The 12,943-nt window shown below is 68.8% G+C and carries 13 protein-coding genes; 7 read left to right on the forward strand and 6 right to left on the reverse strand.

Going from position 1 to position 12,943, the window contains the following annotated elements; all coding sequences use genetic code 11:
- Together ACLJPX_RS00595 and ACLJPX_RS00600 are read left to right on the forward strand one after the other, a co-directional pair.
- Entirely contained in the window at positions 1 to 1,299 is a 1,299-nt protein-coding gene (locus tag ACLJPX_RS00595; protein WP_410598190.1) for an ATP-grasp domain-containing protein, read from the forward strand.
- Positions 1,300 to 1,302: 3 nt separating this feature from the next.
- Positions 1,303 to 3,327 carry a CocE/NonD family hydrolase gene (locus ACLJPX_RS00600; RefSeq protein ID WP_410598191.1) on the forward strand — a complete coding sequence of 675 codons (2,025 nt, stop codon included), beginning with the start codon at positions 1,303 to 1,305 and terminating at the stop codon, positions 3,325 to 3,327.
- Between the two features lie 139 nt (positions 3,328 to 3,466).
- On the opposite strand, the gene ACLJPX_RS00605 is transcribed toward ACLJPX_RS00600, so the two are convergent.
- Positions 3,467 to 4,540 (reverse strand): glutamate--cysteine ligase, encoded by a 1,074-nt coding sequence (locus tag ACLJPX_RS00605; protein ID WP_410598192.1) that lies wholly within the window; start codon positions 4,538 to 4,540, stop codon positions 3,467 to 3,469.
- A gap of 72 nt (positions 4,541 to 4,612) precedes the next feature.
- Here ACLJPX_RS00605 and ACLJPX_RS00610 point away from each other — a divergent pair, with 72 nt between their 5' ends.
- Entirely contained in the window at positions 4,613 to 4,987 is a 375-nt protein-coding gene (locus ACLJPX_RS00610) for a hypothetical protein (RefSeq protein ID WP_410598193.1), read from the forward strand.
- A gap of 4 nt (positions 4,988 to 4,991) precedes the next feature.
- Here ACLJPX_RS00610 and ACLJPX_RS00615 read toward each other — a convergent pair whose 3' ends face one another.
- Positions 4,992 to 5,903 (reverse strand): universal stress protein, encoded by a 912-nt coding sequence (locus tag ACLJPX_RS00615; RefSeq protein ID WP_410598194.1) that lies wholly within the window; start codon positions 5,901 to 5,903, stop codon positions 4,992 to 4,994.
- Positions 5,904 to 6,117: 214 nt separating this feature from the next.
- Between ACLJPX_RS00615 and ACLJPX_RS00620 the strand changes: the two genes are divergently transcribed.
- The gene (locus tag ACLJPX_RS00620) at positions 6,118 to 6,963 is read left to right on the forward strand and encodes an SGNH/GDSL hydrolase family protein (RefSeq protein ID WP_410598195.1); all 846 of its coding nucleotides are present in this window, start codon (positions 6,118 to 6,120) and stop codon (positions 6,961 to 6,963) included.
- A gap of 64 nt (positions 6,964 to 7,027) precedes the next feature.
- On the opposite strand, the gene ACLJPX_RS00625 is transcribed toward ACLJPX_RS00620, so the two are convergent.
- Positions 7,028 to 8,269, reverse strand: coding sequence for a PucR family transcriptional regulator (locus ACLJPX_RS00625; protein WP_410598196.1), 1,242 nt, complete (start codon positions 8,267 to 8,269; stop codon positions 7,028 to 7,030).
- A gap of 22 nt (positions 8,270 to 8,291) precedes the next feature.
- Positions 8,292 to 8,639: an STAS domain-containing protein gene (locus ACLJPX_RS00630; RefSeq protein WP_410598197.1), complete on the reverse strand. Its 348-nt coding sequence runs from the start codon at positions 8,637 to 8,639 to the stop codon at positions 8,292 to 8,294.
- A gap of 255 nt (positions 8,640 to 8,894) precedes the next feature.
- On the opposite strand from ACLJPX_RS00630, the gene ACLJPX_RS00635 reads away from it, so the two are divergent.
- The gene (locus ACLJPX_RS00635) at positions 8,895 to 9,563 is read left to right on the forward strand and encodes a DNA alkylation repair protein (RefSeq protein ID WP_410598198.1); all 669 of its coding nucleotides are present in this window, start codon (positions 8,895 to 8,897) and stop codon (positions 9,561 to 9,563) included.
- A gap of 6 nt (positions 9,564 to 9,569) precedes the next feature.
- Here ACLJPX_RS00635 and ACLJPX_RS00640 read toward each other — a convergent pair whose 3' ends face one another.
- Complete coding sequence (locus ACLJPX_RS00640; protein WP_410598199.1) at positions 9,570 to 9,953, reverse strand: nuclear transport factor 2 family protein; 384 nt, start codon at positions 9,951 to 9,953, stop codon at positions 9,570 to 9,572.
- A 123-nt stretch (positions 9,954 to 10,076) separates the two neighbouring features.
- On the opposite strand from ACLJPX_RS00640, the gene ACLJPX_RS00645 reads away from it, so the two are divergent.
- Positions 10,077 to 10,658 carry a PadR family transcriptional regulator gene (locus ACLJPX_RS00645; protein WP_410598200.1) on the forward strand — a complete coding sequence of 194 codons (582 nt, stop codon included), beginning with the start codon at positions 10,077 to 10,079 and terminating at the stop codon, positions 10,656 to 10,658.
- Complete coding sequence (locus ACLJPX_RS00650) at positions 10,651 to 11,076, forward strand: VOC family protein (RefSeq protein ID WP_410598201.1); 426 nt, start codon at positions 10,651 to 10,653, stop codon at positions 11,074 to 11,076. Before ACLJPX_RS00645 ends, ACLJPX_RS00650 begins: the two co-directional genes overlap by 8 nt.
- 4 nt (positions 11,077 to 11,080) lie before the next feature.
- Here ACLJPX_RS00650 and ACLJPX_RS00655 read toward each other — a convergent pair whose 3' ends face one another.
- Entirely contained in the window at positions 11,081 to 12,934 is a 1,854-nt protein-coding gene (locus ACLJPX_RS00655; RefSeq protein WP_410598202.1) for a glycoside hydrolase family 5 protein, read from the reverse strand.
- Positions 12,935 to 12,943: the final 9 nt, after the last annotated feature.

Below are 12,943 nucleotides of genomic sequence, written 5' to 3' on the forward strand. Positions count from 1 at the left end.
ATGAACACATCCTCCAGGTCCCCAGAGGAAAAGAACATTTTTGTCATCGGTCTCGACGATGCCAACGAAGACGTGCTGAGACGGATCCCCGGTGCCGCGCGGTACCGCTTCCATCCCTTGCTGTCGCCCGAAGAACTCCAGCACGGCGAAATCCCGATCGTCGGGTTGATGGACAAGGCCGTGTCGCATTTGGACGCCTTCGTTGGGCCGATCGACGCAATAGTCAGCTATTGGGATTTCCCGTCTTCGACGATGGTGGCGATGCTGTGCGAGAAATACGGCCTGCCGGGAGTTTCGCTCGAGGCGGTGCTGAAATGCGAGCACAAGTACTGGAGCAGGCTCGAACAGGCGAAGGTGATCGACGAGGTGCCGTCGTTCGGCATCGTCGATCTCGATCGCGAAGACCCCCGGCCGCCCGACGGTGTCGGCTACCCCATGTGGCTCAAGCCGGTGAAGTCGTTCTCGTCAGAGCTCGCCTTCCACGTGGCCGACGAGGACGGGTTCGACAAGGCCGTCGCCGAGATCCGGGCGGGTGTCGACAGGGTCGGCAAGCCCTTCGACCGCGTTCTCGGCACGATCGAGCTCCCCGCGGAAGTGGCCGACATCGGGGGATCGGCGTGCCTCGCGGAGGGAGAGCTCAGCGGGGTACAGGCCGCGACCGAAGGATATGTCTACAAAGGACAGGTCACGGTGTACGGGGCCCTCGATTCGGTCAACTACCCCGATTCCACCTGTTTCCTGAGGCATCAGTACCCGTCGCAGCTGCCCGAGGACGCCGTCGAGCGGATGAAGGAGATCTCCGTCCGCGTGATGGAGCAGATCGGCTTCGACAACGCCACGTTCAGCGTCGAGTTCTTCTGCCACCCGGAATCCGGGCAGGCCTGCCTGCTGGAGATCAATCCGCGGCATTCGCAGTCCCACGCCGAGCTGTTCGAGTACGTCGACGGGGTGGCGAACCACCAGATCATGGTCCAGCTGGGGCTCGGGCAGGATCCCGGCGCGCGGCGGAACCGGGGCGATTACCGGATCGCGGGCAAGTGGTACCACCGCCGCTTCCGTGACGGGCTGGTCACCCGCGTGCCCACCCGGGGCGAGATCGCGGAGCTGGAGGCGGAGATCCCCGGCGTGAGGATCGAAGTGGTGCCGGAGAAGGGGGCACGGCTCTCGGAACTGCCCGCGCAGGACAGCTACAGCTACGAACTCGCGCATGTCTTCGTCGCGGCGCAGACCCAGCGGGAGATGGAAAGCAAGTACCGCAAGTGCACCGAAGCGCTGCGGTTCGACTTCGAGGAGGGATAGCCCATGCGGACGGTGGCTTCGCTACCGTACGAGATCACCGGGGAAGACCACGTCTGGATCCCGGTCTCCGACGGCGTCCGGCTGTCGGCCCGGATCTGGCGGCCGGTCGCCTCGGACGGTGAACCGGTCCCGGCGATCCTCGAGTACATCCCGTACCGGCACCGCGACCTGACCTCGGTGCGGGACTCCGTGCACCACCCGTATCTCGCGGGGCACGGTTACGCCTGTGTGCGCGTGGACATCCGGGGCACGGGGGAATCGGAGGGCGTGCTCGCCGACGAGTACCTCGAACGGGAGCAACTCGACGCCGAAGACGTCCTGGCCTGGATCGCCGGCCAGCCGTGGTGCTCGGGCCGGACCGGGATGATGGGCATCTCGTGGGGCGGGTTCGCCGCCCTGCAGGTGGCCGCGCGCAAACCGCCGAGCCTGACCGCGATCGCGATCTCGTCGTTCACCGACGACCGGTACGCCGACGACATGCACTACATGGGCGGCTGCCTGCTTTCGGACAACGTCGCCGAGGCCTCCACGATGTTCGCCTACGCCACGTTGCCGCCCGATCCCGCGCTGGCGGGGGATCGATGGCGCGAACTGTGGCACGAACGCCTGGAGAACTGCGACCTCTGGGTCGGGGAATGGCTGGGACACCAGCGTCGTGACGACTACTGGCGGCACGCGTCGGTCTGCGAGAACTACAGCGACGTCCAGGTGCCCGTGCTCGCGTCCAGCGGCTGGGCGGACGGCTACTCGAACGCCGTCTCCCGTCTGCTGGCCAATCTCGACGTGCCGCGACGCGGGCTGATCGGGCCGTGGTCGCACAAGTACCCGCATCTGGGGCAGCCCGGCCCGGCCATCGGGTATCTGCAGGAGCTGGTGCGCTGGTGGGACCACTGGCTGAAAGACGTCGAGAACGGCGTCATGGACAGGCCGATGCTGCAGACCTGGATGCAGGACAGCGTGCCGCCGTCGACCTCGTACGAGGACCGCCCCGGCCGCTGGGTGGGGGAGCCGTCTTGGCCTTCTCCGCATGTGCACCCGTCCGCCCACCGGCTCGCCCGGCACCGGATCGCCCGCCCCGGCGAGGAGGTCCCGGTGGAGGCGCTGCCGGTCGAGTCGCCGCTGTCGGTCGGCCAGTTCGCCGGGAAGTGGGCGTCCTACAGCGCGCCGCCTGACCTGCCCTACGACCAGCGAGAAGAGGATGGCGGCTCCCTCGTCTTCGACACCGACGAACTCACCGAGCCGTGCGAGATCCTCGGCTCCCCGGTGGTGGAGCTGGACGTCTCCGCGGACAAGCCGGTGGCGCAGGTCGCCGTCCGGCTGTCCGACGTCGCCCCGGACGGCCGGGCCACGCGGGTGACCTACGGCCTGCTGAACCTGACCCACCGGGACGGGCACGACGAGCCCGAGCCGCTGGAACCGGGCAAGCCGTACCGGGTCCGCGTCGAGCTCAACGCCGTCGCGCAGGCCTTCCCCGCCGGGCACCGGATCCGGCTGTCGATCTCGTCGTCGTACTGGCCGCTGGCGTGGCCGCCGCCGGAACCGGCGATGGTGACCGTCCACACCGGACAGAGCACGCTCACACTGCCGGTGCGCCCGATGGCGGAGGCGGACGAGGTCCCGGCGCGGCCGTTCGGCGAACCCGAAGGCGCCGTACCGGTGCCCGCGACCCAGATCGAACCCGGTGAACAGCGCTGGACGGTCTCCCGTGATCTGATCCATTACCGGTCCGCGCTCGAGATCGTGAAGAACGAAGGCAAGGTCCGGTTCGACGACATCGATCTCGACGTCACCAGGAACGTGTTCGAGCGGTACTCGTGGGTGGCCGACGACTTCTGTTCCCCGGTGGCGGAAACGGCGTGGTCGATGACCTTTGCCCGCGGAGACTGGGAAGCCAGGTCCGAGACCCGTACGCGGGTTTCCTGCACCCGCACGGAGTTCGTGATCGACGCCCAGCTCGACGGTTATGAAGGCGAGCGAAGGACGTTCTCCCGGAACTGGCACCGGACGATCCCCCGCGATCAGGTTTAACTCCGGACGAGCGGGTAACCGGAGGGCAGCGGCCGGTGAAGCGTGGTTGTGCGACCACCGGCCGCGAGGTGGACCGGCGCGGGCAGCCTCGGCGGAGCAGGGACGCCGGCGCGCCGGTCACCGCAACCAAACCGGCGGGTCAGACGACGAACAGGTCCACCACATCCTCAGGGCTTTTCCGCTCTTCGAACCGCCTCCGTTGCCGGTCCGCGCCGTTCCCGCTTTCGAACAGCCGCGCGCAACCGTCGCGGACGAAATCCAGGTCGCCGGTCGCTTCCAGCGCGGACGCCGCGAAGGCCACGACGTCGTCGACGACCTTCGGTGCCGGGGCGAGGTCCCCCGTGACCGGATGCGGGCACTGACCGGAAAGCCCTTCGCGGGAGGCACGCCAAAGATGCGCGCGCAGCACCTCGTTGGACAGCCGGGAGGCAGGCTCGCCCTCGTCGAGGACAGTGGTGACCAGTCCCCGGATCAGGATGCCGAGCAGGACCGCCTCGTCCGGCGTCGACGCCACGTCGGAGAACCGGAACTCGACCGTCGGTTGCCCCTCGGAAAGCCTTACGTCCCAATAGACCATCGCGCGGTCGAGGATCGCGCCCGCGCGCAGCCAGGCGTCCACGATGCTCTCGTAGTGGTCCAGTGAGGTGAACTCCGGTGGCGGGCCCGCGGACGGCCATCTGGTCCATTGCTGATACCGCCAGCTGCTGTAGCCGGTGTCGATGCCGTCCGAGATCGCGGAGTTCGCCGTGAGCGTGAGCAGCGCGGGCAGCCAGGGCCGGATCCGCCTGATCAACCGGACACCCGTTTCCCGGTCCGGGATCGCGATGTGGACGTGGCAGCCGCAGGTCGACGTGGTGCGCGCGGTGGCGCCGAAGTGCCGGGCCATCTGCTCGTAGCGGGGGTGCGGGGTGATCGACGGCAACTCGGCTTCGGCCATCAGCGGGCTTCCGCAGGCGAGGAGGCGAGAGCCCCGCTGAGCCGCCGCCTCGGCGAGCTCGGCGCGGAGGGCTTTCAGCTGGTGTAACCCCTCGTCGCGCGTCCGGCAGATACCGGTCGCGGATTCGACCTGGGAAAGGGTGAGTTCGTGCTGCAGTTCTCCTTGGGCTTCTTCCGCGGAGTCGACGACGACGTTGCCGCTGAGGGAGAGATGTCCTTCGCGGTCTACGACGAAGAACTCCTCTTCGATACCGAAAGTGAGTTCATCACCGGTCACGAACGCGGGATAGCCACCGGGGGTCCCCGGTAAACCTGTTTTCCCGATACCGGTTCCGGGTATTCACCGGGTATGGACCCCGTCTCGGCGGAACCGCCGTACTTGCTGGCCGCGCAGGCCTCTTCCGTGGTGCGTCATCTGTACCGCCGGGTGCAGGACGACGAACTCGACTCCGCGGCCGATCTCAACCGGACGCTCGGCGCGCTGCGCCGGCTGTCCGACGACCTCGCCCACCTCCTGCCCGGACTCCAGGAGCAGCTCGAAGAAAGGCTCTTGGACGGCGGCCTCCCGAGCACCGGGCCGTCGGCCGAGGCCTGGGACACCGTGGCGGAGGTCGGCCTGGTCCTCGCTCGCGCCCGGGCCGCCGGATTGCTGATGGCACAGGAACTCCGGGCGTCGCAACGGCTGCTCGGCGGCTTGGCCGCCCCGCTGGACGGTTCCGCCTGAGGCGTTACGAGCGCACCACCGCCACCGGGCAGTGGGCGTGGTGGAGCGCGTCATCGCTGACCGAGCCCAGCAACAGGCGCCGAAGGCTCCCGTGGTCGCTCCGGCCGAGGACCAGCAACGCCGCCTCGCTGGACTGCACGGTCAGCGCCTGCGCCGTCGGCCCGACGCCGTGCACGATCTCCACCGGCACCCCCGGATAGCGCTCCCGCCAAGGCTTGAGCTGCTGTTCGACGAGCTGGTCCGCGATCTCCTGGGGGATCGGCTGGACCGGATCCATCACCGGACCGCCGAGCAGCGGTTCGCTCGCGGGCCCCCAGATGGAGAGCCGCGCCGCGTGGACCGCGTGCACGACCCGGCCGTGCCTCGCCGCGAAGTCGAACGCGAATCCGGCCGCCTGCGCACTCTGCTCAGTGCCGTCGGCCCCGAGGATCACCGGCCCGTCCGGCGGGGGCTCCTCGCCACGGACGACGACCACCGGCCGTCCGGCATGCTGGGTGACCTCGGCTTCGGTCGAGCCGGTCACGGCGCGGGCGAACACCCCGGTGTGGGATTCGCCGAGCACGATCATCGCCGCGTCCGTCTCGTCGGCGATCGACACCAGGACCTCGTCCGGGGTGCCTCCGCGCTCGACGGTCCGGACTTCGAGATCCGGATCGGTGCGCTGGAGTTCCTCGGCCATGTCTTGCAGTCGCCGTCCCGCGGGTTCGCCGGCAGCCTCCGGGACGACCTGCGTGAGCGGGGCCGCGACGGGGTCGGAACCCGGCGGTGGCAACCGATCCTTGACGCAGTACGCCAGCACCAGGCCGCGTCCGCGGGTCTTCGCCTCGGCGACCGCCCAGGCGACGGCGCGGCGGGCCTCCGGCGAGCCGTCGAATCCGGTCACCACGGGGCCGTTTCCCTGCTGTGCGTGCGACATCGGTCCTCACCTCCGGCAAACGGTGAGTACCCGTTCGGGCGGATCTTCAAGCGTCCGTTGTCATCAGGTACTTCGCCCCTGCGGACGTCCTTGGTGACGCGTCACAACGACGTCCCGGCAAGTCTGGGGAATTCCCCACCTCCGCACCGCCTCGCCCCGCGCAAGATGTGAAGACACATTACCGCGCGGTAACAACAACGACGTTGGAGGCGGCATGAGGCCGAGCAGGCGGTTCAGGGCGGGTTTGGTGGCTTTGGCGGCGGGGATCGCGGTGACCGCGGTGGCGATCCCGGCGGAGGCGGCCAGGCTGGAGTACGTCGCCCTCGGCGATTCGGCCGCGGCCGGGCCGCTCGTCCCGAACCAGGATCCCAATCTGCTGTGCCTGCGTTCGGATCACGACTACCCGGCTCTCGCCGCGAAGACACTCGGGGCCGAACTGACCGACGTTTCGTGTTCGGGAGCGGTGACGGCCGATCTCGCGAACCGGCGGTTCGGCATCCTCGCTCCGCAGCTCGACGCACTCAAGCCGTCGACGGGTTTGGTGTCGATCACCATGGGCGCCAACGATTCGGGACTGTTCCAGCAGGCGCTCAGCTGCATCAACCTCCTGCCCGAACCGGCCGGGCTCTCGTGCGCGGACCGGCTCACCGCGGGCGGCAAGGACCCGCTGGGCGACTCGATCCGGGCGTGGGCCCCGAAATTCGGCGCCGCGCTCGACGAGATCCGGGTGCGGGCGCCGCACGCGAAGATCCTCGTCACCGGGTACGGCACCTATGTCCGGCGCAACGGCTGCTACCCCGTGCAGCCGGTCTGGGCGCGGGACGCGAACTACCTGCAGAGCGTGATGGACCTGATCAGCTCCACCGCCCGGAAGCAAGCCGAGGCCCGCGGCGCCACGTTCGTCGACTTCGCCGCGCTCACCATCGGGCACGACATCTGCGCCGCCCCGCGCGATCGGTACCTCGAAGGCCTGATCCCGGCGCACGCCGCGGCCCCGCTGCATCCGAACGCGCAGGGGATGGCGGTGTTCGGCGCCGCGATCGTGCGGGCGGCGGGCTGATCCCGGTCCGGTTCCCCATGTCGCATTCGAGACGCTCAGCGACTCAGATGCGACATGGGGAACATCAGCCGCCTTTGGCGGACCGGGCCGAAAGAGCCGCGCTCAGCAGGGCGATGTGCTCGAGCCGGGTGGGATCCAGCCCGGTGAGATCGGCGATCCGGCGCAGCCGGTAGTCGACGGTGTTGGGATGGACGTGGAGGACCGCGGCGGTCTGCCGCCGTCCGCCGCGGCTGAGGAAGGTCTCCAGCGTCTGAAGGAGTTCTTCGTTGCCGCCCAACGGTTCCAGCCGGGCAGCCAGCCTGTCGAGGGCCGGACCGGGGCGGGAAAGCTGGTATTCGAGCAGCACGTCGTCGAGCCGGTACAGCCGGGGTGGCCGACCGGATCCGGCGGCGACCGCGAGTACCTCCTGCGCGAGTTTCGCCGCGGCGGGCACCCCGGCCGGGTCTGTCGCGGCGGCTCCGGCGATGACCTCCGCGCCCGCCGTGCGGGCGACGTCGGTGAGGACCCGCTCCAGGCGCGCCCAGTCGTGTGGGGACAGTTCGTCGGCCGGTGTTTCGTGCGGCAGCAAGGCGATGCCGCCCTCGGGGGTGAGCGAGGTCAGCACGGTGCCCCGGATCTGCCGCTCCAGTTCGACCCGCAGCCGCCGGAGCTTCCGGCGCCCGGCGACCAGCGGATCGACGCCGTTGGCCTCTTCGTCGGGATGCGCACCGACCGTCGCGGCGAGGACGATGTAGCACGGTGGCAGGCGCAGGCCCGCCTGCCCGGCCGCGACGTCCGCGGGGTCGCCGTCGAGCAGGGCGGACAGCACCGTGTGCCGTGCCGAACGCTCGTCGTCGAACATCGTCTGGCGTTCGTCGAGGTATCCCGCGCCGACCGCGGGGGTGACCACCTCGAGGTAGCGCAGGGTCAGCGCGTTGACGGCCAGGACGTCGGCGACCTCCTCCGGGCGCGCGTCCGGTGTCAGCGACGCCCAGACCACCTGGATGCCGACGTGATAGGCGGTGAGCACGATGTCGATCGGGATACCCTCTTCCGCGCGCCGGGCGGCCGATTCGCGGAGGAAGTCGAGTTCCTCCCGTGCCGGGGTGGCCCCGGTGCGCAGGGTGTCGATGAACGAACGCAGGTTCTGTTCGATCACATGCGTGATGTCACCGCTGAGTTCCTCGGCGGGCAACAGGCCGTATTCCGGGATCCGGGAGACGATCTCGGAGAGCACCGTCTTCGCGAGCGACGGCAGGACTTCGGTCAGCCGTTCCGCCAGCGGACGTCCGCCGATGCGGAATCCTGGATCCTTGTCACCCGTCACAACCAGCCATCATGACAGCTTGTCAGCGAACGAGCGCGTCCCGTGCCGAATCGATGGTCGGGTGCACGTTGAAGACGGCGTCGAGGCCGAGAAGCGACATCGGGCGCAGCAGGGCTCGTTCCTGGGTGACCAGGATGAAGGGGATGCCCGCTTCTTCGGTCTTCGCCCGGATCTGGACGAGGGCCGTGAAACCGGACGAATCGCAGAAGGTGACGGCGGACAGGTCCGCGATCAGCGCCGCGGGCGTGAACCGGAGTTCTTCCTCCAAGGCCCGTCGCACGCCGTCCGAGACGGCGAGATCGATTTCGCCGGAAACGGTGACCACCGTGTCGGTGCCGGAAGCGGTGACCGAGATGTCGAGCGGGGACACGAATCTCCGGGCCGGTCGGGGTGGATCGGAGGCTGGTGCGCGATAGTCGGTCAAGTTGACTCCTTGCCGGTATGGGGTCCGGCTTGAGCCAGAAGGCATGCCGGACCCAAAGAAGGGGGCCCGGCGGCTGGTGTCTGAACCGCGACGAGCCAACCGTAGCAGTCCCGCGGCCCGGCACGCCGGATGAGCGCTGCCGGGCCGGTCATCGGCCCGCTTCCTTAGGCTGGATCTCACGCGCCGAGACGGGAGGGTTACGTGACCGGTACGACGAGGGACGAGGTGCTGGCCGAACTGGCCGCGCTCGAGGACCCGCGGGCACGCGAAGTCAACGAGAGACACGGTGACGACCACGGCGTGAACCTCGGCAAGCTGCGTGCGCTCGCGAAGCGGCTGAAGACACAGCAAGAGCTGGCGCGCGAACTCTGGGAAACGGACGACACCGCGGCGAAATTGCTCGCGCTCTTGATCTGCCGTCCGAAGGCGTTCGAAGGCGAGGACCTGGACCGGATGGTGCGCGAGGCGCGCACTCCGAAGGTGCACGACTGGCTCGTGAACTATGTGGTCAAGAAGAATCCGCACGCCGAAGAGCTGCGCCTGGCCTGGTTCGCGGATCCGGATCCCGTGGTCGCGAGTGCGGGTTGGGCGCTGACCACCGACCGCGTGGCGAAGAAACCCGAGGGCCTCGACCTCACGCGACTGCTCGACATCATCGAATCGGGGATGAAAGACGCGCCGGATCGCCTGCAGTGGGCGATGAACCACTGCCTGGCGCAGATCGGGATCGAGCACGCCGGGTACCGCGCCCGGGCGATCGACATCGGCGAGCGCCTGGAGGTGCTCAAGGACTATCCGACCCCGCCGAACTGCACGTCGCCGTTCGCGCCCGCCTGGATCGCCGAAATGGTGCGACGGCAGGAGAAGTAGGCGCGCTCAGCCGAGCGCGTCCGCTTTGATGGCCTCGAACTGGGCACCCATGCGCCCCGCGAGCGCCTCCGCGGCCCGCAGTGGCCGGACCATCACCTTGAAGTCGGCGATCTTGCCGTCGTCGTCGAAGGTCAGGAGATCGCACCCGTTGATCTGAAGCCCGTCGACCGTCGCTTCGAACTCGTAGACGTGGTGAGCGCCGTCCTGGATCTCGCGGACGTAGCGGAAGTCCTCGAACACGCGCAGGACCCCGCGCAGGATCGCGGCGGTGATCGCCTTGCCCTGGTAGGGCTTGAACGCCACCGGGCTGGTGAAGACCACGTCGTCGGCGAGCAGCGCCTCGATCGCGGCGGCGTCCTTCGCTTCGACGGCCTGACGGAACGTGGTCATGACGCTCACCTCATAGTCAACTTGTTGAGTAGATGACGCCGAGCGTAGGTGATCACCGCACCGGTGTCCATCAAAGTGACTAGTCAACTTTGCGACTAATCCGCTGGTGACTATCATCGGGTCATGGCGCTGCGGAACGCGATCCTCGCGATGCTCTTGGAAGGCGAGTCTTCGGGCTACGACCTGGCGAAGAGCTTCAACGCCTCGGTCGCCAACTTCTGGACCGCGACGCCTCAGCAGCTCTACCGGGAGCTGGACAAGATGGAGACGCAGGGCCTCGTGACGGCACGTGTCGTCGAACAGCGGCGACGGCCGAACAAACGGCTGTTCTCCTTGACCGACGACGGCGCGGCCGAACTCGCCGGCTTCACCACGCGTGCGCCGAAGCCGACGGCGATCCGCGACGAACTGCTGGTGCAGATCCAGGCCGTCGAAGCGGGCGATGACGAGGCGATCCGGCGGGCCGTCGCGGACAGGATGGCCACCGCCGAAACGAAGCTCAAGCGGTTCGAGCGGCTCCGGGACCGTCTGCTCGGTGAGTCCACCGAGGCGGAGTTCCTCGTCGCCTCGCCTCGTGTCGGCCCGTATCTGACCCTCGCCCGCGGCATCGCCTTCGAGCAGGAGAACATCCGCTGGTGCGAGGAGGTTCTCACCGTTCTCGATCGACGCGCTACCGTGCGATCCGGAGGTGATCGGGATGGTTGAGCGAGGTCCGACGTTCCGTCAGGTGGTGCTGGACGGCACCGATGCCCGCGCATTGGCGGAGTTCTACCGGCGTCTGCTGGTGTGGAACTACCGCCCCGGCGACGAGTCGCCACCGCCCGGCGTCGAGGACGAGCGCGGCAAAGACTGGCTGGTACTGAGGAATCCCCAGGGCGGGACGCAACTCGCCGTCCAGCAGGTCGATCGGCTGCCCGAAGCGAGCTGGCCGGAGGCCGAGCCGATTCCCCAGCAACTGCACCTGGACCTGACCGTGGACTCGGTCGAGGAACTCGACGCGCAGCACGGCCGTGTCCTCGACTTCGGCGGGCGCCTGCTGCTCGACCGCAGCGACGACCCGGACGAACCACTGCGCGTCTACGCGGATCCGGCGGGGCATCCGTTCTGTATCTTCGTCGCCTGATCGCTCAGGCGCGGCAAAGCAGCGCGTCGGGGGTGCGGTTCGAGCCGACGCGGCCGGTGTACGCGACGCCGGCGACGTATTCGCCCGGTGCGCACTGACCCTTGTAGTGGCCCGACGCGAAGTCGCCGCCGGGCGTCCCGGACGGACGGTTGTCACCGCGGTCGAACCAGACCGTCCGTCCGGCGCGGCCCAGCGGAGTGGCGGACCGGCCGCACAGGAGGGCGGAGAACGCCGAGCCGGTGACGCTGTAGCCGACGGCGGCGTGGTCGGGCGGGCATTGCACCTTGGTGTAGCCGGACGCCCAGTCAGTGTCCACATAGGTCTCTCCGCGGACCACGGCGTACCCGGCCGGAACGGCGAGCGCGCCGGTGCACAGACCCCGGTTGCCGGTATGGGAAAGCCCGGTGAGCCGCTGGCCGTCGGGGCAGGCACCCTTGCGTGCGCCCGGATTCCAGTCCGCCATCGCGCGGACCGAGCGGGAGGCCTGGAAATCGGCGTGGTCGAGGGTGAGCATCGACCAGCGCTCGGTCGCCGGGATCTGCCCGGTGCGGGACGGCGAGTTCACCAGGCGCCGCCAAGCGGGGCCACGCCAGTCCGTGCCGTCGAGCACGTCGGCACGGCGGCCGCCGGTGTCCCACGAGAGCAACGCCCACCCGTTGCCCCCGCCGCCTTCGTGGAAACCGACCGCGGGCCAATAGGCGAAGTCGGTATCGGTCTCGGCGAGGTAGCCGACGAAGTTCTCGAACCAGGCACGGCTCGCCGGATCGGTGGTGTGCCTGCCTTCGCCGAACTCGCTGATCCAGAGCGGCGCGGTGTAATGCTTGCCGGTCTCCGCCGAAACGAAAAACGCCTGCCGGTAAAGGACATCGCGTAGTTCCTGGGGCGACAGATCCCGGTAGCGCGGGTCGTGGGTCTCGCCGGTGCCGGTCGCTCCCGAATGGTTCGGACCGGTGTAGCCGTAGAAATGCGCGGCGTAGACCAGTTTCCCGGAGTCCACGAGCGTATGCGAGAGCGTGCGTGCGGGCTCGAGCGTGGGCCGTCCGTGGGGAAGGCCGTCCACGGGCAGTCCGGTCCAGTTGATCCCTTCGACGATGAGCAGCAGATCGGGATTGGCTTCGGTCAGGATGCGGTCGGCCACGTGCTGGCTCGCGCGCTGCCAATCCGTGCCGTTTCCCCAGCCCCAGTTGGGATCGTCGAACACGTTGCGGCGGACCTCGTTGTACAGGTCGGCGCCGACCACCCGCTTGTTCGCGGCGTAGCGGCGGGCCATGAACAGCCAGTCGTCCTGCCACCGCTGCTCGGTTTGCGCGGTGTTCCAGCGCTCGTTGCCGTCGAGACCGCAACACCAGCGTGAGGTCGTGGTGTGGTTGTTGAGGATCACGGCGAAGCCGCGTGCGGTCAGCCGCGCGACGACGCGGTCGTAGACCTGCAGCGGGGTCAGGCCGCGCAGCTCCGGGTTCGCAGGCAGAGCGGGAACCGGAGTGGTGTCGTGGATCATCGCGTTGGAGAAGGGAAGCCGGACACTGTTCAGGCCCAGACCCGCCAGTCCGTCGATGACGGTGTCGATCGAGGCCCGGTCCAGCCCGAGCGGGGTCTGGTAGGCGATCTCACCGGCGTGGTGGGCGGCCGGGTCGTTCACGTCGCCGGATCCGGTCCACGTACCGCTCGCGCCGTGCCAGTTGGCGGACTTCAACTTGAAGCGGTTGCCCGTCGCGTCGACGATGTAGCGGCCGCGGGTGCTGAGCGGCGCGACCCAGGCCGACGGGTCCGCCTCGGCGGCGGCCGGCGCGAGTGGGGGAGGGGGAACCACGATGCCGACGGTCACCAGTGCGGCGAGCAGCACACTCTTGATCCTCACTCGCGGAGG

The organism is Amycolatopsis sp. lyj-90, assembly GCF_046549035.1.
Lineage (GTDB): Bacteria > Actinomycetota > Actinomycetes > Mycobacteriales > Pseudonocardiaceae > Amycolatopsis.